This window comes from Methylobacterium sp. 10, assembly GCF_000519085.1.
GTDB lineage: Bacteria > Pseudomonadota > Alphaproteobacteria > Rhizobiales > Beijerinckiaceae > Methylobacterium.
In genome coordinates this window covers 2246092-2265439 of sequence record NZ_KI912577.1, presented here as the reverse complement: position 1 = coordinate 2265439, position 19348 = coordinate 2246092, and the positions used below count along the sequence as shown (strand labels likewise).

Here is a 19348-nt window from a genome sequence, read left to right as displayed (position 1 = left end):
CCTCACGCGTCGAGTGCGTAGGCCTGGGTCTCGATGTCGATGAAGGTCCGGCCGAGGTCGCCCACGGCGCGGTAAAAAGCCGAACGGGTATTGGCCGCCACGTCGTCGAACAAACGCCCGACCCAGGGTTTTAGATGCCGTTCGAAGAAGACGCGGTCCTCGCCCGCTCCGGTCTCGAACCGGCCCGATACGAGACCCGCCATGGTCTCGAGCAGCATTGCCGCGTGGTCTTCCGGTTCACTCATGCCGCCAGAGGCTTCGATTCCGAGCCGGGCCAGATCCTGGCGAATGCGGGCCAGCGGCCGCTCGTTGAGGAAGCCGGTCAGATAATAGGAGGCGTGTGGTACGACCTCGCCGCGCCCGACGCCGACGAGGAGATCGAAATACTCGCGCCCGACCTTCTTGAGGTCCGCGCCGGCCGCTTCGCGAGCGAGGGAGGAACTCGCCCTGCCCAGGGGACTCTCGTTGCCGCCAGAGCCGGCCAAGAGTGACAGGATGTCCTCCGAAGGCGCCCGACCAGTCAGGGCCGCGAGAAGATCGTAGAAATGGGCACGCAGAAAATCGACGTCTTCAGCGACCGGCTGCGTCATGCCGGGCGTGCCGGAAGCGGGTTTCGCCTCGTCTTCGCGAAACAATTCCACCGAACGCATACCATCCTCAAACCGCGACCCGATCGCGGGCGAAGTGAATTCACTTCGGCCACAATAGCCCGGATTGGGACGTGCGCAACGTAGTTTTTAATAGCTCAAAGCGGGACAGCACGGCCATGTCGTCGCGGTCTCGGAGTGGCCGCATGCACGGTAGCGGGAGTTGGCGGCGAAACGGCCAAGCTGTGCGGCAACGCGACGAGCTGTTCTTCCGCGCCGGCGGGATCGCTATCGGCGCCGGTTCTCGCGGGAGCAGCTTGTTCCCCAAGCCGATCGGCTTCGATCGGCTTGGCCTCGACGGTCATCGGCTCGGGCTCCGCTTCTTCGACTGGCGTTCCATCGAAGATGTCTCGCAGCATGGCCTTGATGTCGTCCGTGGGCAGAAGTGGGCCGTTCCCCGGCACGCCACCCACCGCATTCCAGTCGTAGGCGTATTCCCGCGCTTCGCTGACATAGTCGCGGATGTTTGTGTCGAGCGACCACATGCGGCGCAGGGCCGCCTTGCGCATCACCATCGGCACGCCGGCCCGCAGGAACTGAATCAGGTCGGTCTGAGCCGTCAGGCTATCCAGGGAGGGCAGCTTGGCGAGCTCCTCGGGCGGCAAGGTCTCGCCATCGGCAAGCTCGTCCGAGAGGGGAACCGGCTCACTCTCTAACGGGTCGCGCGTGGGCGGGAGCTCACGGACGAGAGCATGCTTGCGCTTCGACCAGCGCGAGAAGAAGTCGCTGCCGCTCATCCCTCGTCACCCCGCCTGCGCGTGCCGGTGCCCTGGCGGGCCAGGGCCTCCGGATCGGCCCTGTCGCGCTTGCGCTTGTGGAACACTTGTTCGACGTGGAAGGCATCGAAAAAGGCCAGAACCTTTGCCTGGACCTCCTCGGGCATCGGAACCGCCTCCACGACCTCGCCGATTCCTTCGGCCATGGATTCTCCCTCGTAGGGATCGGCCGTCACGTTCGCCACCTCGTAACTGCCCTCAGCGATCTGCCGCAGGGCAACCCAGAGGGAAGGCCGGCCCGAGATCAGGTTGTCGCGGTAATGCGATGTCTCGGCGGGGTGAAGCGAGACCTCGTAGGCACCGGCGTAATAGGTTTTCTCCTCTGGCGTCGCCGAGAGTACCGTCCAGGGTTCCGTGACGGGAATCGCGGGCAGGGCGGCCACCGGCAGCCAGGCATGGCTCGCCCAACGGCTCTTCAGGGCCCGCTTGGCGACGATAATCCCCACTTCGAACCGATCGTCGGGCATGGGCCTCGACGGATTCGTTTGGCCGGTCTCGGTCATGCAGCCTCCGCACCGGCGGTGATCGGCAATCCCATCACCAGATTCTGGGGTTTCAGGGAGACGCGCTTTTCGGCATCCATCGCCAGGAGCAGATATACCGGTCGCCCGGCCACGCGCCGGTCGATCCGCCAGTCGTCGGCGAAGGTCAGGCGGAACAAGGCCAGGATGCGCATGCGGCTTGCCTCGTCCAGGGCCTCGCCGTTCCAAAGGGCGTTGCCGATCCGGGTCGCCTGGGCATCGAGCCCGACGAACCAGCGCCAATCCGGATCGTCCATGGACGCGATCGGCTCAACCGTCGCGTCCACGTGCAGGAGGTGGCGGATCCAGGCCTCGATGGCGCGGGCGAGGCCGTCGCGGCTCTTCGGATTGCTTCCGAGGTTGAGCGCCATGGTGAAGGCGTCCGAGCGGCTCCAATAGGTCCAGGCGGTCTCGTCCGTGAGCACGTCGAGTTCGTTTGCCGCTTCCTTGCCGAGCATGGCGACGAGGGGCGATTGTGCGGCGCCGGTCTCGCGCGCCTCGATCACCTCGGCATCGGCCAGGAAGGCCGCACCATCGACGAAGGAGACGCGCTGGGGCCGGAAGAAGAGTTCACCGGCGCGGAGGGTGTAGGGGTCGTCGCATCCATCGAGGGCGTTGCGCAGGATGAGATGCGCCAACTGGTTGAGGAAGATCGGCGGCGTCCCGTTCAAGCCGCCGCGAACGAGGTCGAGATAGGCTGCCTCCACGGAGCGCGCGGCCGTCAAGCGGTCACGGAAGGCGAGCATCATCATCCAGTTCTCGCGTGCGTCCGCATCCACCATGGCGGCGATCTCACCGGGGGAGACCGGCCGGCGCGGTGCACTCACGAGGCTGCGGTGAAGCGCCCGCTCGGCCATGCAGGCCTCCTCGGGCGGCACCAGCTCCGGCCTGGCGAGATAAGCGAGGATGAGCTCGTCGGTGACCGCAAGACCGCCCCCCTCCGTGCGCCCGGCGAGATGGTGGCCGCTGGAGACCCAGAACTCGGTCATCGTCCTTCACCTTTCGATCTCGGTGCCGCCGCCATACCGATGAGGTCCGCCCGCTCCTCAAGTTCGTCGTCGGTCTCGACGAAGGTGAAGGCCCGCGCATGAGCATGAAGCTTGTCGGCTCCCGCCACACCGGGCCCGCGCTGGTGCAGGGTGCGGAACGCCTCCCGAATCTCGCCGTCCTCGAAGGTCCTGTGCAGGGCGATCACGCTGCCGATGGAGGGCTGGCACAAGGAGCCGGCGAACTCGATCTCCTCCGCCGCGGCGACGCGGGCCACGTCGAGGCTCGGGGCGCCGAGGCGCTCGCAGAGATGGCGCGCCAGATCCTCCACGGCCGCGTCCCGCTCGGTCGGAGTCGCCTCGGTCACCACGACCAGGGTCGAGAATCCCAGGGACGTCACGCCGAGGAAACCCGAGCGGAACGCCGTCCGCTCCTTGCCCTGGAGCAGCGGGACATCGGCATCCCAGAACAGGAACGACCCGGCCACCGCCCATTCGCCGGGCTCGGCAGCCTGCGCGAACACGAAGGTGTCCGAAGGGTCGAGGCGAATGGTCCGTGGAAGTTTGAGACTGCTCATCGAAGATTCCGAAGACCCATCCTGTCGCCGCCGGCCGAACTCGCGTTCCGGATGACGGCGATGATCATGGCGTTCAAGGCCGGTATCTGGTGCGGGGCGTCCGCAATTGCTCGCGGATAAGGACGACACGGGTTCACCAGTACAGTTGGAACCGGCCGATGAACGTATCGGCATCGATGGTCCGGCCATTCTGGATCGCGGAGGGTGACGTATGCGACCGGACGTAATCGGCCATGATGCGGATGTTGGTGTCAGGATACCACGATAGTCCCACCGTGCCGTCTCGTTCGATGCCGCCGCGTATCCCGCCATCGTCGAGATCGATGGCCGAGAATCGCAGACCGAGCTCGAACACGCCGAAGCCGCCTCGGGTGATGCGCTGGGCCTCGGCGACCTTGACGCCGCCGAAGACGGCATAGCTCGTCCCGTTGTAGTCGGGAGCCATACGATAGGCCCGGTTGTCGCTGTTCAGGACCCAGCTCGCCTGCACGTAACCGCCTTGGAAACTCAATGTCTCAGCGCCGTCGAAGCGACCGATCTCGGTCCGTGTGTATTCCGCACTCACCAGCAGCGGGCCGGAGCGGTAGGCGAGCTCGGCGCCGATGCGCGCAATGCTGGCGGCATCGCGGATGTCTCCGGTATCGACGAAGCTCCTCGCATAGAGGAACGCTTCCGACCGGCTGGACAGCGAGAGCGGGCTCTCGTCGCGGGGCAGGCCGCGGTAGCTCCCGGCGAGACCGACATGCAGGGTCCGGTGGTCGTCGTTGATCGGCGCGTAGGTCACGCGGCTGGTCGAGGCGATGCCTTCGGTGCCGATGCCGGTATTGGCGTTGCCGCCGAAAACTCCGGTTACGACGCTCCAGTCCTTGCCATGTCTCCCGACGGCGAAACCGAAGTTTCGGGCCGGTACGAAAGCGTCGGACAAGGCACGCTCGGTGAAGAGGATGGTGTTGTTGGAGGCGAGTTGATCGAGACCGAACGGCTCTTTCTCGTTGCCGATACTGAAGAGCATGTCCGGCACGCCGCGATAGACCAGGACCGCATCGTTGATCGGCGTCACCGGATCGGCGAAATCGTATTGGAAACCGATCCCGACATCCTTGCCGAGGCTCAAAGTCGTCTCGATCCACGAGCGGCGCACGGCGATGGTGTCGGTGAACGGATCGCCGAAGCCCGATTGGCGGATGCCGGCCGCACCGAAATCGAGGTGAAAACGGCCACCGATGCGCAATCTCACGGAATCATCGGGAAAGGTCAGGGTGATGCCCTTGTCGTCGATGGTGAGCTGCTCGCCATAGGGGCCGGGCATGCCCTTGGCCTCGATGGCCGCGCCCCTCGGGGCATCCTCGGCCCGAAGCCCTTCCGGGAGGAACATGAAGGCCGCGAGCGCGGCGATCCAGGCGATGCGGGTGTTCGACGATACGGTCACAGGCGCGGCTCACCGGTGATCGGATCGCGCCACGCGACCCCCGTCAGGACCGCCATGAGAGGGTGTCTTCGACCGCCATCGGCGAGGAAATCGCCATTCGTGTCGATCCGCCCGATCCGAGCCGATGGACCGCCATCGGCGAGGCGCTGAAGGTAGCGTTGTTCGATCCCCGTGAACCAGTTCTCGTCCCAGACGGCGAACGCTTTCATCAGATGCCGGGCGAAACTCTCGACGATGGCCCCGTTTGCATCCTCGAGGGCAAAGCCCTCATTCTCCAGAGACGTCGAATCCGGCGTCAGGCCGGGATCGCCGGCCCGCGCCTTCGAAGCGATGATCGTGGCGGAGAAGACGAGCCAGTCCGGCACCTCGTCCTCGCCGCAGGTGGACGGCCATCCGAGACGCCCGCCGCCAAGGCGCGTGCCATCGAAGCGGATCGTGTCCGGCCAGTCGAAGGTGACCGGGATCTCGGGCGGCCCATGCGCGCCGATGGCCTCGGCGAGCGCCACCATGCCGGCGAAGAAGGCGCGTCGCGCCGTGGCGAGGGGCTCGTCCGGCCCCAGGATCACGGCAAAGTCGAGCAGCTCAGCGCTTCGTCGCCAGACGAGGCCCCCGGTGGCGTCACCGGATGCGGCCGCGTCGCAGGCTTCGTCGAAGGCGCTCTCCGGCCCGGCCGTAACCACGAGGGAAAAGACGGGCGGTAGGATCAGGTCCGGGTCGTCGGAGCTCGGCGCCATGCGTTTCGGTTCTACCTGCGCCCGTATGTCGGGTCCTAGTTTCGAGCCGTTATAGTATACGATGCACCAACTTGAGCGCGAGGGGGCCGGCCCTCTTTGGCGCTGTGACCAAACGTTCGGGGTAAATCTGTGTCCGACCGGATCGTGTTCGCGTGCTCCTGCGATGAGACCGTCGCCCTTGATGGAGCGGCGATCGGCAAGGCGTGCGGTGGCCGCCTGGAGACCGCCGATCAACTCTGCGGGCGCGAGATCGCCCGGTTTGAGGAGGCGCTGGCGCAGGGCACGCCCGTCACCGTCTCCTGCACGCTCCAAGCCCCCCTCTTCACCGACATCGCCGCCGGGACCGGGGCGGAATCCCGCGTGACCTTTGTCAACATCCGCGAGACGGCGGGCTGGTCGACGGAGGCCGACGCGGCCGGGCCGAAGATCGCGGCCCTCCTCGCCGCCGCGGCAGAGATGTCTCCCGCGCCGGGCACCGTCGCAATGGTCAGCCAGGGCGTCGCCCTCATCTACGGCAGCGACGAGGTCGCCATCGAGGCCGGACGGCGCCTTGCCGATCATCTCGACGTGACGGTGCTGCTCAGCCGCCCCCGCGACGTGCCGGTGCCGCGTCGCCACGAATTTCCCGTGCTGCAGGGCAGCGTCGTGTCGGCGAGCGGGCATCTCGGGGCGTTCTCCCTGCGCATCGACGATTACGCGGTGCCGAGCCCGTCATCCCGCCAGTCCCTCGCCTTCGGCCCGTCGCGCGACGGCGCCACCTCCACCTGCGACGTGGTGCTCGACCTGACGGGCGGGACGCCGCTGTTTCCCGCGCACGACCTGCGCAGCGGCTATGTTCGCGCCGATCCCCGCGATCCGGCCGCCGTGGAGCGGGCGATCTTCACGATCTCCCATCTCGTCGGCGAGTTCGAAAAGGCGCGCTTCGTCGACTTTCACGCCGATCTCTGCGCCCATTCGCGTTCGCGCATCACCGGCTGCACGCGCTGCCTCGATGTCTGCCCCACCGGGGCCATCACGCCCGCCGGCGATCATGTGGCCATCGACCCTTACATCTGCGCCGGCTGCGGTTCCTGCGCCTCGGTGTGCCCCACCGGCGCCGCCGCCTATGCCCTGCCCGCCGCCGACGCGCTGATGCGGCGCCTGCGCACCCTGATGCGCGCCTATCACGAGGCCGGGGGACGCAACGGAATCGTTCTCTTCCACGATGAGGAGCATGGCGAGCCCCTGATCGAGGCGCTGGCCCGCTACGGCGACGGCCTGCCGGCCAACGTTCTTCCCGTCGCCGTCAACGAGGTCACGCAGCTCGGGCCGGAGGCCGCCGCGGCGCTTCTCGCCTACGGCGCCGTGGGTATCCGCCTCCTCGTCCGCGACCGTCCCAAGCACGACATCGCGCCCCTGCGCAGGATGGTGCTCCTCGCAGACACGCTCGCCGGGGCATTGGGCTACGGTGCCACCGATGGGACGCCCGTGGTCTCATTGATCGAGACCGACGATCCGGATCGGCTCGGTGCCGCCCTGTCGTCCGGCAGCCTCGGCACGGCCGCGCCGGTTCCCGCCGCCTTCATGCCGGTGGGGCCCAAGCGCAACGTGCTGCAATTCGCCTTCCGCGAGATGCATGTGGCCGCCCCGGCCCCCGTGGCCGTGGTCCCGTTGGAGGCCGGATCGCCCTTCGGCGGTCTCGACTTCCGCAGCGAGGATTGCACCCTGTGCCTCGCCTGCGTCGGCACCTGCCCGACCCACGCCCTCAGCGACAGTCAGGATCGGCCGCTTCTGGCTTTCGAGGAAAGCCTCTGCGTGCAATGCGGGCTCTGCGCCGCCACTTGTCCGGAGAATGTGATCACCCTGAAGCCGCAGGTGGATTTCGCCGCTTGGAGCCAGCCGCGCCGCATCGTCAAGGAGGAGGAGCCGTTCGATTGCGTCTCCTGCGGCAAGCCCTTCGGCACGCGCAGCAGCATCGAGCGGGTCATCGAGAAGCTTCAGGGCCGCCACTGGATGTTCCGGGGCAGCGCCGGCGAGGCCCGAATCCGTACCCTGATGATGTGCGACACCTGCCGCGTCGAGGTCGTCGTCAACGAGGCCTTCGACCCGCACACGGTGCCCGAGCGGTCGAAGCCGAGAACCTCGGAGGACTATTTCCGGGCGCGGGAGACGGGCGGGAATGGCGGCGTCTGAATCCCCCGTGGATCACTGCGTCTTCGTCGCCCTCTCGAGGAAGCGCACCAGGGCCTCGCGGTCGTCCGGGTCGTTGATCGTCTGCTCGGGCATCTTGGTGCCGGGGGTGAAGCGGGACGGGCCGATCTCGAAGAGCTTCGAGATGGTCCGCGCATCCCAGACGATGTCGAGGCTCTTCAGGGCCTGCGAGAACTTGTAGCCGTCGGCGGTGGCGATGCGGCGGCCGAATACGCCGCTCAGGGTGGGGCCGGCACGATGGCCGTCCTCCGGCGTCAGGCTGTGGCAGGCGACACAGGCACGAAACACCTCGGCCCCGTGATCGCCCTTGTAGGCGGCCAGCGAGTCCGCCGGCCGCGCCATCGACAGCGGCCCGATCGGCTCGCCGGTCCTGGCATCCCACCGGCGCACGAGCCTGTCGCCGCCTCCGGTCAACAATTCGGTCCCGTCCGGCCGGAAGACGAGCGACCAGACCGGAAGTCCGGGTCCGACGAGGCTGAACGCCACCTTGGCAGCGCTTCTGTCGATCAGGGCCACGGTACCGGCCACCGTGGCGGCGGCCACCCGTCGCCCGTCCGGCGAAACGGCGAGGCCGATGACGGGGTTCGTGGCGAGGTCGACCGACGCGCGGACGGCCCCGTCCTCGGACACGAACCGCACCACGCTGTCCGCCCCGGCGGCGGCGATCTCGCCGTCCTGCGTCACGGCCACGGCGTTGATCGGCGACGGCACTTGAACGATGCGCGGCGGACCCTCTGCGTCGGTGAGAGGCCAGATCCTCAAGGTGGCATCGTAGCCTCCCGTCACGGGCCGGCCATCGGCGAGGAAGGCCACGGCATTGACGTTGCCGGCATGGCCCCGCAGCACCCGCACAGCCCCCCCGGCGAGGGGGCGGATGCGCGCGGTGCCGTCCCAGGATGCGGAGGCGAGGTGCGTCCCGTCCGGCGAGACCGCGAGGGCCACGATCGGCCCCGAATGGTCGGAAAAGACCTCCGCCGGCTCCGGGCGCCCGCCTTGCCACAGGGCGATGCGCCCGTCCTCGCTCGCCGTGACGAAGCGGCCCTCATCGAGGGCGGCGACGGCATTCACCGCGCCATCGTGGAATCGCAGGATCGCCAGGGCCGTCCCCTGGTCGATTCCCCACAGGATGGCCGAATGATCGAACCCGCCGGAGATCGCCATCCGTCCGTCGGCCGCGACGGCCAGAGCCCGGACCGGCCCGCCATGCCCGCGCAACTGTGCCGAAGCCGGAAGGGACGTGGAGAGGAGGAGAAGCACCGTGCAGATCGACCAGGCATGGCGGATCGCGGCCCGCGGGGATCGAGGTCGAACGGGCAAATCGGAGGTCTGCGCCACGCCGTTTCTCTCTGGGGCCCAAGGATGCTGAGGATTAGCCGGGACGGCGCCTCCTGTCTTCCCCGCCGGCCACCGCTCTGCTGATCCGCCACGGGCGGGGTTGCTCACCCGCCCGCGATGCCGCATCCGTCTCGGCACATGTCGATCCGGTCCGCCACTTCGGCCTTGATGCCCCTCGACGAGGCCTTGGCGCGGCTGCTCGCGGTCGCGCCCGTCGACTCCATCCTCGTCCCCGTTCGGGACGGGATCGGCTTCGTCCTCGCCGAGGATGCAGTCGCCCTCACCGATCATCCCGCCGAGCCGCGCGCGCGCAGGGACGGTTGGGCCGTGGCCGCCGGGGATGTGACCGGCGCCTCCCCCTACGCTCCCGTCACCCTGCGTGGACCGCCCTCATGGGTGGAGGATGGCGACGAGATGCCGCCGGGCACCGACACCGTGCTGCCGCCGGACGCCCTCCTCACCGATGGCGACATCGTCGCGGATGCGGCGCAGGGCGAGGGCGTCGCCCGCCTCGGTGAGGAGGCAGCGCACGGGGACGTACTGGCGCGGGCCGGTGAGCGGTTGACGCCGCTTCGTGCCCTGGCCCTCGGCGGGGCCGGGATCGGGACGGTGGCGGTCCGCAGGCCCCGCATCCGTATCGTCGGGATCGGCCATTGGTCCGCCTCGGCGGTCGCCGACTGGGTCGCGGCGGCGGGGGGGCGGATCGCCTCCAGTGACTCCGCCCGCGACGGGGAAGCCATTGCCGCAGCGCTGCGGGTCGACGGGGCCGACGCGGTCTTCGTCGTCGGCGGCACCGGGTTCGGCCGCGCCGATCACAGTGCGGAGGCCCTCGCCCGAGAGGGCCACCTCGACGCTCACGGGATCGCCCTGCATCCGGGGGAGAGCGCCGGTTTCGGCCGGATCGGGACGGTCCCGGTCCTGCTGATGCCCGGCCGGCCGGATGCCGCCCTCGCGACATTCCTCGCCCTCGGGCGGCCCCTGCTGGCCCGTCTCTCCGGCATGGCTCCGCCCGATGGCGTCAAAGGTCGCCTAACCCGGAAGATCGCCTCCACCGTCGGTGTCAGCGAGATCGTCTTCGTGCGAACGACGCGGGAGGGCGTGGAGCCCATTGGCGGCGGGGATCTGCCGCTGCGGCGTCTGATCCTCGCCGAGGGCGCGGTTCTGGTACCGCCGGAGCGGGAAGGCTACCCTGATGGCGAGTGGATCGAGATCGTGCCCCTGTGAACCGCCCCGACGGATTCGAGACGAGAGAAGACTTCCTGGCGAGGCTGTCGCGCTCGGCACGCCAGGAGCAGTTCCTCCAGGTGGTCAGCCGGGACGAGGCCGTCTCGCGGTTTCGCGCGGCGATCCCGCATGCCGCGCTGGCGGCGGAGATGGTGCCGCTGGCGGTCTGCCTCGGCCGCGCCTTGGCGGGCGACGTCGCCTCGCCCATCGACGTGCCTCCCTTCGACCGCGCCCTCGTCGACGGTTTCGCCCTCCGCGCCTCCGACACGATGGGCGCGAGCCAGGCCGAGCCGCGCCGGCTCGGCCTCAACCACGAAATCCTCGCCTGCGGCGTCGCACCCCGGCTCGTCGTCCTGCCCGGCACGGCGACGGCTATCGCCACCGGCGGCGTGATTCCGCGCGGAGCCGACGCGGTGGTGATGGTGGAGGCCACGGGGATCGCATCCGGCGATGGTCCGCTCGCCATCGACCTCGACCGGGCGACCGCGCCGGGGCAGTTCATCGGCTATGCCGGCTCCGACATGGCGCGCGGCGAGACCGTTCTGCGCAAGGGCACCGTGATCACCGCGCGGGAGATCGGCATGCTCGCCGCCTGCGGCCTCGCCGAAGTGGAGGTGGTGCGCCGCCCGAGAATCGCCGTGCTCTCCACCGGCGACGAACTGGCGGCTCCGGGCCAGCCCCTGCCGCCCGCCGGCATCTATGATTCCAACGGCGCCATCGTCGCCGCCTCGGTGACAGAGAATGGTGGCGACCCCGTGCCCTTCGGCATCGTCGCCGATGACGAGACGGCGCTCGAGGCCGCGATCCGCACCGCGCTCTCGGATTGCGACGTCGTCGTCCTGTCGGGCGGCACCTCGAAGGGGGCGGGCGACGTCTCGCATCGCATCCTCTCGCGCCTCGGCGAGCCCGGCATCCTCGTCCACGGCGTGGCCCTGAAGCCTGGCAAGCCCCTCTGCCTCGCCAAGGCGCAAGGCAAGGCCATCGTCGTCCTGCCGGGCTTCCCGACTTCGGCGATGTTCACCTTCCACGAATTCGTGGTGCCGCTCGTCCGGTCTCTCGCCGGGCTTCCCCCACGAGAGGAGGACAGCGTCGAGGCGGTTCTCCCCCAGCGCATCGCCTCTGAACGCGGGCGGATGGAATTCGTCATGGCCTCGCTCACCCATGGGCGGGACGCTCCCGTCGCGGTCCCCCTCTCCAAAGGCTCCGGCTCGGTGACGGCCTTCTCCCAAGCCGACGGCTTCTTCGCGATCCCTGCCGCGCGGGCGGGGATGGAGGCCGGCGAGCGGGTGAGCCTCTCGCGGATCGGCGCCGGCACCCGCGCGCCCGACCTCACCATCGTCGGGAGCCATTGCATCGGCCTCGACGCCGTCGTCGGACGCCTGGCCGAACGCGGCATCCGGACCCGCACCATCTGGGTCGGGTCTTCGGGGGGCCTCGCCGCCCTCAAGCGGGGCGAATGCGACATCGCCGCGATGCATCTCCTCGATCCGGAGACCGGCCGCTACAACACGCCGTTCCTCACGCCGAGCTTGCGCCTCGCGGAGGGCTGGTGGCGGATGCAGGGCGTCGTGTTCCGCCCCGGCGATACCCGTTTCGCGGGCCTACGATCTTCACACAACTCGCGGGCCCACGGGTCCCCTCTCCCGGAAGGAGAGGGACAGGGTGAGGTGTATGGCCTCTCCGGAGATGCACCACACCTCACCCCAACCCTCTCCTTCCAGGAGAGGGAGCCTGTCCCGCCTGATGCCGAACCCTCTCGGACTAAGGCAACAGCCGTTGAGCGGATGGGTGAATCGATCAAGTTCGCGGGGCGGGACGCGGCGGAGGCGGTCTCGGCCATGATCCGGGACCCGGACGCCATCATGGTGAACCGCAACACCGGTTCGGGGACGCGCCTCCTCATCGACGGGGTGCTCGACGGCGCCCGTCCGCCGGGATTCTGGAACCAGCCCCGCTCGCACAACGCCGTGGCCGCCGCCGTGGCTCAGGGCCGGGCGGATTGGGGAGTCGCCATCGAGAGCGTCGCCCGCGCCTACGGCCTCGGCTTCCTGCCGCTGACGGATGAGCGCTACGATTTCGCCTATGCCGAGGACCGGGCGCGGGACCCGGCTCTGGCCGCCTTCCTCTCCCTCCTCGCCCAGCCCGAGACCGGTTCGGCCCTGGCCGAACTCGGCTTCCCCCTCGCGCGGACCCTGCCATGACGGAGCACGCGATGCGGGTCATGGGCCTTGCCGGCTGGAGCGGGGCGGGCAAGACCACCCTTCTCGCCAAGCTCATTCCAGCCCTGATCGCCCGGGGGCTGACGGTCTCCACCATCAAGCACGCGCATCACGCCTTCGACGTGGATCAGCCGGGCAAGGATTCGTACCGGCATCGCCAGGCGGGCGCGTCGGAAGTGCTGATCTCGTCCGCTGTTCGGTGGGTGCAGATGCACGAGGTGCGCGACGGTGAAGAAGCGAATCTCGCTGACCTGCTGCGTCGTCTGAGCCCCTGCGATCTCGTGCTGGTGGAGGGGTTCAAGCGCGAGGGCCATCCAAAGCTCGAAATCCATCGGAACGCCAACGGCCGTCCGCCTCTTCATCCGCAGGACGAGAACATCGTCGCCATCGCCAGCGACCGTGCGTTTCCCGATGCGGGGATTCCCGTGATCGCTCTCGACGACGTGGCGGCCATCGCCGATCTCGTCGCGTCCCTGGCGGAGCCGGTCGATACCATCCTGAAGAGGATCGAAGGCCATGGCGCAGCTGACTGACGATTGCTTCGCCTTCGGCGGACGATTGATGAGTGTGGACGACGCCCTAACGCTGATCGCGGAGCGGCTTCCCGTGGTCGCTGGGATCGAGGACGTACCGTTGCACGAGGCGGACGGACGCGTCGCGGCGGAGGACGTGACCGCCGGAATCGACCTGCCGCCCTTCGACAATTCGGCGGTGGACGGCTACGCCGTGCGCCATGCCGATCTGGCCCCGGAGGGCGAGACGCGGATGATCGTGGAAGGTCGGATCGCCGCCGGCCATGCCGGCCGGACGATGGGGAGCGGACCGAGCGCGGTCCGCATCTTCACCGGCGCGCGGATGCCGGGCGGCGCCGACACGGTCTTCATGCAGGAGGACGTGACGGCGGAGGCGGCCGGCATCGTCCTGCCGCCGGGCTTGAAGCGTGGGGCGAACCGCCGGCTCGCCGGCGAGGATGTGCCAAAGGGCGCCACCATCGTCACCGCCGGGCGGCGCTTGTCGCCGCAGGACGTGGCTTTGGCCGCCGCCACCGGCCGCTCGACCCTGGCCGTCCGCCGCCGCCTGAGGGTGGCGGTGTTCTCCACCGGGGATGAACTGGCCGAACCGGGGGCCGTCCTGGCGCCGGGGGCGATCCACGATTCCAACCGGGTGATGCTGGTCGCCCTCCTGAAGCGCCTCGGCGCGGAGGTGAGCGACCTCGGGATCCTGCGCGACGACCCGGTGGTTCTCGCGGCACACCTCGCCAAGGGCGCGTTCGCCCACGATCTCCTCCTTACTTCCGGCGGTGTCTCCACCGGCGAGGAGGACCATGTGAAGCCGGCAGTGGAGAGCGTCGGCAGCTTGGTGTTCTGGCGTCTCGGCATCAAGCCGGGCCGACCTGTGGCCATGGGCGTCGTGCGGGGCACGCCCTTCGTCGGGTTGCCGGGCAATCCTGTGGCCGCCTACGTCACCCTGCTCTTCGTGGTCCGCCCCCTGCTGGCGCGTCTCGGCGGTGAACATTTCGAAGCGCCCCTCGCAATACCGGTCCGCTCCACCTTCGCATACCGCAAGAAGGCCGGCCGCCGCGAGTTCGTGCGCGTCAGCCTGCGGCGCGCCGCCGATGGCGGGTTGGAGGCGGTGAAGTTCCCCCGGGACGGGGCCGGCCTCCTCACCTCGCTCACGGGCAGCGACGGGCTGGCGGCGCTCCACGACGCGGTCACCGCGATCGAGCCCGGCGACACCATCGAGGTTTATCCGCACGTCGTGCTGTACTGACGAGGAATCTTTCCTCTCCCTCCCGGAGAGCGTGACCGAAGCTTGCATTGCGCGGGTTTCGGCACGATGTGCCCGGTCAAGGCCGAGGTCTCTCGCCTTTCGAGCGGGGGGCCGCTCGCCCTCCTCCTTTGCCACTCCGACCCGACCGAAAGCGCCGATGGACTTTCTCGACTCGCACTTCCTCGTCTCGGTGCTGCAGATTGTCTGGATCGACCTGCTCCTCTCCGGCGACAACGCGGTCGTCATCGCCATGGCGTGCCGATCCCTGCCCCCCGAGCAGCGCCGCACCGGCATCCTCCTCGGCGCGGGAACGGCGGTGGGGTTGCGCATCCTGTTCGCCGTCATCATCACCTATTTGCTGGCGGTACCGTTCCTGCGGATCGGAGGCGGGCTCCTGCTCCTCTGGATCGCGGTGAAGCTCGCCCTCGGTGAAGACGAGGACGATCACGCGGTGAGAGACAGCGCGACCCTGTGGAAGGCGGTGCGGACCATCGCCATCGCCGACGCCGTCATGAGCCTCGACAACGTGGTGGCCATCGCTGCCGTTGCGAAGGGCGAGGTCTCGCTGTTCGTCTTCGGCCTGCTGCTGTCGATCCCGCTCATCGTGGCAGGCGCCTCCCTCATCACGACGCTGCTGAAACGGTTTCCCCTGGTCATCTGGGCTGGCGCGGCGCTTCTTGGCTGGATCGCCGGTGAGATGATCGTCACCGACCCCTACATCGCCGAACACGTGGCCTCCGTGCCCCACGCGCACCAGGTCGCCGCTGCGATCTGCGCCGTGCTCGTCGTCGCCGTGGCGTTCATCTGGAAACGGGCGGTCGCATCGCCCGAGCCGATCGTCGATCAACGCCGCCATCGAGGCTAGTGCCCGACGAAAAACGGCCCCTCGCGAGGGGCCGTTTTTCGTCGTCGATATGAGATCGGGCTTACCGCGCCGCTTCGAGATACTTGAGGTCGAGGGCGGCCAGCGACATCAGGGGTGACGGCATGACGACGCCGTCGCGGCGGATCAGCCGGGCGACCCTCTGGCACCCCGCGATGTCGTTGGCACCGGCGGCGGCATCGCCCTGCTCGATAAAGGCGGCACTCGGCAGCTTCGGCGGCGGTGCCGCCGGAGCTGCGGGGGCAGCAGCGGGGGCTGGAGCCTGAGCCGACGCGCCGGAGGGTGCCGCCGCGTTCTGTGTCGCTCCCTGGGGGCCGGACGCGCCGGGACCGTTCGGGGAGGTCGGACCGCTCAGGCCGGAATCCTTCTGGGTCTCGTTGCCGGAGGATTTCTGAGAACCGGAGCCCGGAGCGGTGACGGCCGTGCTCGATTGGGCCGTGGCCGACCCGGACGTGGCCGGCTGAGCCGGCGCATGCAGGAACGCGGTGAGTTCCGTGCAGATATTGGCGGGCTTGCCCGCCGATTCCGCCGAGGCGACCGCCGGAACCAATGCCATCGCCGTCGCGGCGGCGATGGACAACTTTCTGATACTCGAACCCGTCATGTCACAGCCCTCCCGAGGCCAGCCGCCGCATCCGCGGCGACGCGTATGACCGTGAGAAGGTGCGCGGCACGCGAGACGTGTCAAGGGCGGCGCAGCGCGCACTTTCGTCGAAGACCTGCGATCATCTGCCTTCTGCATTGGGAAAGAAGAGCTGCTCCCCACCGATCCGGTAGGCGGCGATGGCCGCCTGACCCGGGTCCGAGACGAGCCAGTCCACGAAGGCCTGGGCCGCCTTCGCCTTCACATGCGGGTGTTTCTCGGGGTTCACGAGCATCACGCCGTATTGGTTGAAGAGGCGCTTGTCGCCTTCCACTAAGATCTTGAGGTCGCCCCGGTTCTTGAACGACAGCCAAGTACCCCGGTCGCTAAGGAGGTAGGCATTGGCGGCCGAGGCGGTGTTGAGCGCCGGGCCCATCCCCTGGCCCACATCCTTGTACCAATCGCCGCGCACGGCCCCGAGATCGAGGCCGGCCTCTTTCCAGTAGCGCAGCTCGGCGCTGTGGGTGCCCGAGCGGTCGCCGCGCGAGACGAAGGGCGCCTTGGCGGCGGCGATCTTGCGCAGGGCCTCGATGACGCTTGAGCCGGCCGCGCCGGCCGGATCGTCCTTCGGGCCGACGATGACGAAGTCGTTGTACATCACAGGAAAACGCTTCGTGCTCCACCCCTCGCCGACGAACTTCTCCTCGGCGGCGGTGTCGTGGACGAGGGCGACGTCGGCATCCCCGCGTCGGGCCGCATCGAGGGCCTGCCCGGTGCCGAGGGCGACCACCTTCACACCGATGCCGCTGGCCTGCGTGAACTTCGGGAGTAGCTCCTTGAAGAGGCCCGATTGCTCGGTGGACGTGGTGGAGGCCACCGTGATGCTTTCGGCGGGTTCGGCGGCACCCGGTACGGACGACAGTCCGGAAACGGCGACGAGGAGGCCGAGGCTCAGGAGAGAGCGGCGAAGGAGGTCCATGGCATTTCTCCGGTGAGATAGGCCCGCGCCTGCGGCGAACGGGGGGATGACAGGGTGGTGCGCACGGGTCCGTGCTCGACGGCGAGCCCCCCGGCGAGGACGACCACATCCTCGGCCAGACGCATGACCTGAGCGAGATTGTGCGAGACCAGCACGACCTTCGTGCCGGCCGCCGCCATCGACGCCACGAGATTCTCGATGACCTGGGACGAGGCCGGATCGAGATTGGCGGTGGGCTCGTCGAGAAGGAGGAGATCGGGCGCCCGCGCCCAAGCCCGCGCGAGGGCGAGGCGCTGCTGCTCGCCCCCCGACAGGCGGGTGGCCGGAGCGCCGGCCCGTTCGGAGAGCCCCACATGGCGGAGCGCGGCCCGCACCCGTTCGGCCCGTTCGCCCGCGCCGAGGCCGAGCGGGGCTAGGGCCAGCGCCACGTTGGCGGCGGCACTCGCACGGACGAGGCCGGGCCGCTGGAACACGAAGGCGGTGCCCGGACGGATATGGGCCGAGGGGCCGATGCGGATCGTCCCCCCCGTGGGCGCCAGTAATCCGTCCATGACGCGCAGGAGCACGCTCTTGCCCGCGCCGTTCGCACCGATGATCGCCGTGATGCCGGCCGACGTCACCGACATGTCGACGCCCTTGAGGATCGGGAGGTCTCCCACCCGGTAGCGCAAACCTTCGATGACAATGGGGAGCGCCGCGCTCATCCATAGGCCCGCATGGCATAGGAGCGCAGCAGCGAGGCGGTGGCGCTGACGACGAGGACGATGGCGATAAGGACGAGGCCGAGGGCCAAAGCGAGCGGCAGGTCTCCCTTCTGCGTCTCGAGGGAGATCGCCGTCGTCATGGTGCGGGTGTGCCCGTCGATATTGCCGCCGACGACGAGGACGGCCCCGATCTCCGAGATGGCGCGGCCGAACGCGGCGAGGACCGCCGTCACCAGGGAGAAGCGCGTATCGTAGATCAGGATCGCGGCCCGCCGCGCAGGTCCGAGGCCGAGGGAGCGAAGCTGCTCGCCGAGATGCTCCTCCGCATCGGCGACGATCTGGCGTGCGAGGGCGGCGACGAGCGGAACGACGAGAACCGTCTGGGCCGCGATCATCGCGCCAGGCGTGAACAGCAGGCCGAGACTGCCGAGGGGACCGGACCGTGACAGGATGAGGTAGAGGACGAGGCCGATGACCACCGGCGGCAGGCCCATCGCCGCGTTGAGGCACCCCACGACCAGTCTTCGCCCGGGAAATGTCGACACGGCGACGAGCGCCCCGAGGGGCACGCCGACAAGGGTGCCGATCCCCACTGCCGACAGGCTCACCCGCAGCGACAGGCCGGCGATGGCGACCACTTCCGGATCGAGCGCGGCGATCCGCTGGAACGTTTCCTCGAGGGTCTGAAGCATGGCTCCGGTGCTGTGCGCGGCTCCCTCCTCATGCTACCGCCCTCAGCGTCAGTTCAATAGGAAATGGATTGCCTATGAAGGTCGAGTTGCTCCTCGATGGGACCATTGCGGTGGCGGACCGTCAGCTCGCCTTCGCCCCGACCCTGGCGCTTCTGGACGCCGTGGCTGAGGAAGGTTCTCTGCGGGGCGCGGCCACGCGGCTCGACCTGTCCTATCGCTCCGCCTGGGGCCGGTTCCAGATCCTCGAAGCGGCGCTCGGCCAGCCGGTCATCCACAAGACCAAGGGGCACGGCACCGTGCTGACGCCCTTCGGCGCCACGTTCCATCAAGCGCTCGGCACCGCATCACGGGCGTGCAGAGACATCGTCGCGCGGGAGGAGAGACGGTTGGAGGCGCGGCTCGTCGGCCTGATCGGGCGTATTGCCGGCCCCCTGACCTTCGCTGTCAGCCACGATTCCGTCCTGCTCGACGCTCTGCGCGATATGGGGGGCATCGCGTTGACCATCGCGGGGAGCATGGACGCCCTCTCGCATGTGAAGGCCGGACGGGTCGATGGGGCGGGGTTCCATTTCGGCGCGGCCATGCCCGATCCGGGCTCCGTCTTCGCCGAGATCCTCGCCGACCCGACCCTCCTCACCCGTCCGGTCCTGCGGCGCGAGCAGGGCCTGATGCTCGGGCGGGGCAATCCCTTCGCCGTGTCCGCCATCACCGACCTGACCACAGGCGGCATCCGCTTCGTCAACAGGCAGCGGGGTGCGGGGACGCGGATCTGGTTCGACCGGCTCTGCGCCGAAGCCGGCATCAACGGGCGCGATATTCGCGGTTACGAGACGGAGGAGTTCACGCATCAGGCCGTCGCGGCCCTGATCGCGTCCGGGGCCGCCGATGTGGGGATGGGTACCCGCGCCATCGCGGAGCGGTTCGAGCTCGATTACCTGCCGCTTGGCGAGGAGACCTATTTCCTGGCCGTCCGAACGTTCGTCGGCCTCGAGCGCCTGGATGCGATCGCCTCGGCCATTCGGCGGAGGGCAGAGGCCACACCGGGTTATGCGTGAGGCGGAAAACCACGCGAACGGCCGTCCACAGGCGCGAGCCGGG

At 68.9% G+C, this 19348-nt stretch carries 19 protein-coding genes; 7 read left to right on the top strand and 12 right to left on the bottom strand.

Annotation, left to right across the window (positions count from 1 at the left end):
- Positions 1-2: 2 nt before the first annotated feature.
- The 7 genes from K368_RS0110400 to K368_RS0110370 all read right to left on the bottom strand — a co-directional run bounded on the left by K368_RS0110400 (position 3) and on the right by K368_RS0110370 (position 5671).
- On the bottom strand, positions 3-590 hold the full coding sequence (locus K368_RS0110400; protein WP_027172354.1) for a molecular chaperone TorD family protein: 588 nt from the start codon (positions 588-590) through the stop codon (positions 3-5).
- 155 nt (positions 591-745) lie between these two features.
- Positions 746-1384, bottom strand: a complete 639-nt coding sequence (locus K368_RS0110395; RefSeq protein ID WP_027172353.1) for a DUF3306 domain-containing protein — start codon at positions 1382-1384, stop codon at positions 746-748.
- Complete coding sequence (locus K368_RS0110390) at positions 1381-1890, bottom strand: DUF3305 domain-containing protein (RefSeq protein WP_036266877.1); 510 nt, start codon at positions 1888-1890, stop codon at positions 1381-1383. Before K368_RS0110390 ends, K368_RS0110395 begins: the two co-directional genes overlap by 4 nt.
- A gap of 32 nt (positions 1891-1922) precedes the next feature.
- Positions 1923-2933 carry a DUF6352 family protein gene (locus K368_RS0110385; protein WP_027172351.1) on the bottom strand — a complete coding sequence of 337 codons (1011 nt, stop codon included), beginning with the start codon at positions 2931-2933 and terminating at the stop codon, positions 1923-1925.
- Entirely contained in the window at positions 2930-3508 is a 579-nt protein-coding gene (locus tag K368_RS0110380) for a DUF6505 family protein (RefSeq protein ID WP_027172350.1), read from the bottom strand. Before K368_RS0110380 ends, K368_RS0110385 begins: the two co-directional genes overlap by 4 nt.
- A 133-nt stretch (positions 3509-3641) precedes the next feature.
- Positions 3642-4937: a porin gene (locus tag K368_RS0110375; protein ID WP_027172349.1), complete on the bottom strand. Its 1296-nt coding sequence runs from the start codon at positions 4935-4937 to the stop codon at positions 3642-3644.
- Positions 4934-5671, bottom strand: a complete 738-nt coding sequence (locus K368_RS0110370) for a biotin/lipoate--protein ligase family protein (protein ID WP_027172348.1) — start codon at positions 5669-5671, stop codon at positions 4934-4936. The genes K368_RS0110375 and K368_RS0110370 overlap by 4 nt, the downstream gene beginning before the upstream one ends.
- Positions 5672-5800: 129 nt before the next feature.
- Here K368_RS0110370 and K368_RS0110365 point away from each other — a divergent pair, with 129 nt between their 5' ends.
- Entirely contained in the window at positions 5801-7843 is a 2043-nt protein-coding gene (locus tag K368_RS0110365) for a 4Fe-4S dicluster domain-containing protein (protein WP_036266177.1), read from the top strand.
- A gap of 12 nt (positions 7844-7855) precedes the next feature.
- On the opposite strand, the gene K368_RS0110360 is transcribed toward K368_RS0110365, so the two are convergent.
- Complete coding sequence (locus K368_RS0110360; RefSeq protein ID WP_036266876.1) at positions 7856-9145, bottom strand: c-type cytochrome; 1290 nt, start codon at positions 9143-9145, stop codon at positions 7856-7858.
- A gap of 189 nt (positions 9146-9334) precedes the next feature.
- Here K368_RS0110360 and K368_RS0110355 point away from each other — a divergent pair, with 189 nt between their 5' ends.
- The 5 genes from K368_RS0110355 (at position 9335) to K368_RS0110335 (ending at position 15274) form a co-directional block, all read left to right on the top strand.
- A complete protein-coding gene (locus K368_RS0110355; RefSeq protein WP_027172345.1) occupies positions 9335-10420 on the top strand; it encodes a molybdopterin-binding protein in 1086 nt (361 codons plus the stop codon).
- Complete coding sequence (locus tag K368_RS0110350) at positions 10417-12621, top strand: molybdopterin biosynthesis protein (protein ID WP_027172344.1); 2205 nt, start codon at positions 10417-10419, stop codon at positions 12619-12621. Before K368_RS0110355 ends, K368_RS0110350 begins: the two co-directional genes overlap by 4 nt.
- Positions 12618-13172 (top strand): molybdopterin-guanine dinucleotide biosynthesis protein B, encoded by a 555-nt coding sequence (mobB, locus tag K368_RS0110345; RefSeq protein WP_197031005.1) that lies wholly within the window; start codon positions 12618-12620, stop codon positions 13170-13172. Before K368_RS0110350 ends, mobB begins: the two co-directional genes overlap by 4 nt.
- The gene (gene glp, locus K368_RS0110340) at positions 13156-14409 is read left to right on the top strand and encodes a gephyrin-like molybdotransferase Glp (RefSeq protein ID WP_027172342.1); all 1254 of its coding nucleotides are present in this window, start codon (positions 13156-13158) and stop codon (positions 14407-14409) included. Before mobB ends, glp begins: the two co-directional genes overlap by 17 nt.
- A 157-nt stretch (positions 14410-14566) precedes the next feature.
- Positions 14567-15274, top strand: coding sequence for a TerC family protein (locus K368_RS0110335; protein ID WP_027172341.1), 708 nt, complete (start codon positions 14567-14569; stop codon positions 15272-15274).
- Positions 15275-15335: 61 nt separating this feature from the next.
- On the opposite strand, the gene K368_RS0110330 is transcribed toward K368_RS0110335, so the two are convergent.
- The 4 genes from K368_RS0110330 to K368_RS0110315 form a co-directional block, all read right to left on the bottom strand.
- Complete coding sequence (locus tag K368_RS0110330) at positions 15336-15896, bottom strand: hypothetical protein (RefSeq protein ID WP_245259553.1); 561 nt, start codon at positions 15894-15896, stop codon at positions 15336-15338.
- Positions 15897-16017: 121 nt separating this feature from the next.
- Entirely contained in the window at positions 16018-16854 is an 837-nt protein-coding gene (locus K368_RS0110325) for an extracellular solute-binding protein (RefSeq protein WP_027172339.1), read from the bottom strand.
- Positions 16827-17558: an ATP-binding cassette domain-containing protein gene (locus tag K368_RS0110320; protein WP_027172338.1), complete on the bottom strand. Its 732-nt coding sequence runs from the start codon at positions 17556-17558 to the stop codon at positions 16827-16829. The genes K368_RS0110325 and K368_RS0110320 overlap by 28 nt, the downstream gene beginning before the upstream one ends.
- Positions 17555-18250, bottom strand: a complete 696-nt coding sequence (locus tag K368_RS0110315) for an ABC transporter permease (RefSeq protein ID WP_027172337.1) — start codon at positions 18248-18250, stop codon at positions 17555-17557. Before K368_RS0110315 ends, K368_RS0110320 begins: the two co-directional genes overlap by 4 nt.
- Before the next feature lie 74 nt (positions 18251-18324).
- Here K368_RS0110315 and K368_RS0110310 point away from each other — a divergent pair, with 74 nt between their 5' ends.
- Entirely contained in the window at positions 18325-19305 is a 981-nt protein-coding gene (locus tag K368_RS0110310; protein ID WP_027172336.1) for a substrate-binding domain-containing protein, read from the top strand.
- Positions 19306-19348: the final 43 nt, after the last annotated feature.

Excerpts from the sequence above, each read along its gene's own strand:
- K368_RS0110400 (WP_027172354.1), bottom strand. The coding sequence starts at position 590 with ATGACGCAGCCGGTCGCTGAAGACGTCGATTTTCTGCGTGCCCATTTC.
- K368_RS0110395 (WP_027172353.1), bottom strand. The coding sequence starts at position 1,384 with ATGAGCGGCAGCGACTTCTTCTCGCGCTGGTCGAAGCGCAAGCATGCT.
- K368_RS0110390 (WP_036266877.1), bottom strand. The coding sequence starts at position 1,890 with ATGCCCGACGATCGGTTCGAAGTGGGGATTATCGTCGCCAAGCGGGCC.
- K368_RS0110385 (WP_027172351.1), bottom strand. The coding sequence starts at position 2,933 with ATGACCGAGTTCTGGGTCTCCAGCGGCCACCATCTCGCCGGGCGCACG.
- K368_RS0110380 (WP_027172350.1), bottom strand. The coding sequence starts at position 3,508 with ATGAGCAGTCTCAAACTTCCACGGACCATTCGCCTCGACCCTTCGGAC.
- K368_RS0110370 (WP_027172348.1), bottom strand. The coding sequence starts at position 5,671 with ATGGCGCCGAGCTCCGACGACCCGGACCTGATCCTACCGCCCGTCTTT.
- K368_RS0110355 (WP_027172345.1), top strand. The coding sequence starts at position 9,335 with ATGTCGATCCGGTCCGCCACTTCGGCCTTGATGCCCCTCGACGAGGCC.
- mobB (WP_197031005.1), top strand. The coding sequence starts at position 12,618 with ATGACGGAGCACGCGATGCGGGTCATGGGCCTTGCCGGCTGGAGCGGG.
- glp (WP_027172342.1), top strand. The coding sequence starts at position 13,156 with ATGGCGCAGCTGACTGACGATTGCTTCGCCTTCGGCGGACGATTGATG.
- K368_RS0110335 (WP_027172341.1), top strand. The coding sequence starts at position 14,567 with ATGGACTTTCTCGACTCGCACTTCCTCGTCTCGGTGCTGCAGATTGTC.
- K368_RS0110330 (WP_245259553.1), bottom strand. The coding sequence starts at position 15,896 with ATGACGGGTTCGAGTATCAGAAAGTTGTCCATCGCCGCCGCGACGGCG.
- K368_RS0110325 (WP_027172339.1), bottom strand. The coding sequence starts at position 16,854 with ATGGACCTCCTTCGCCGCTCTCTCCTGAGCCTCGGCCTCCTCGTCGCC.
- K368_RS0110320 (WP_027172338.1), bottom strand. The coding sequence starts at position 17,558 with ATGAGCGCGGCGCTCCCCATTGTCATCGAAGGTTTGCGCTACCGGGTG.
- K368_RS0110315 (WP_027172337.1), bottom strand. The coding sequence starts at position 18,250 with ATGCTTCAGACCCTCGAGGAAACGTTCCAGCGGATCGCCGCGCTCGAT.
- K368_RS0110310 (WP_027172336.1), top strand. The coding sequence starts at position 18,325 with ATGAAGGTCGAGTTGCTCCTCGATGGGACCATTGCGGTGGCGGACCGT.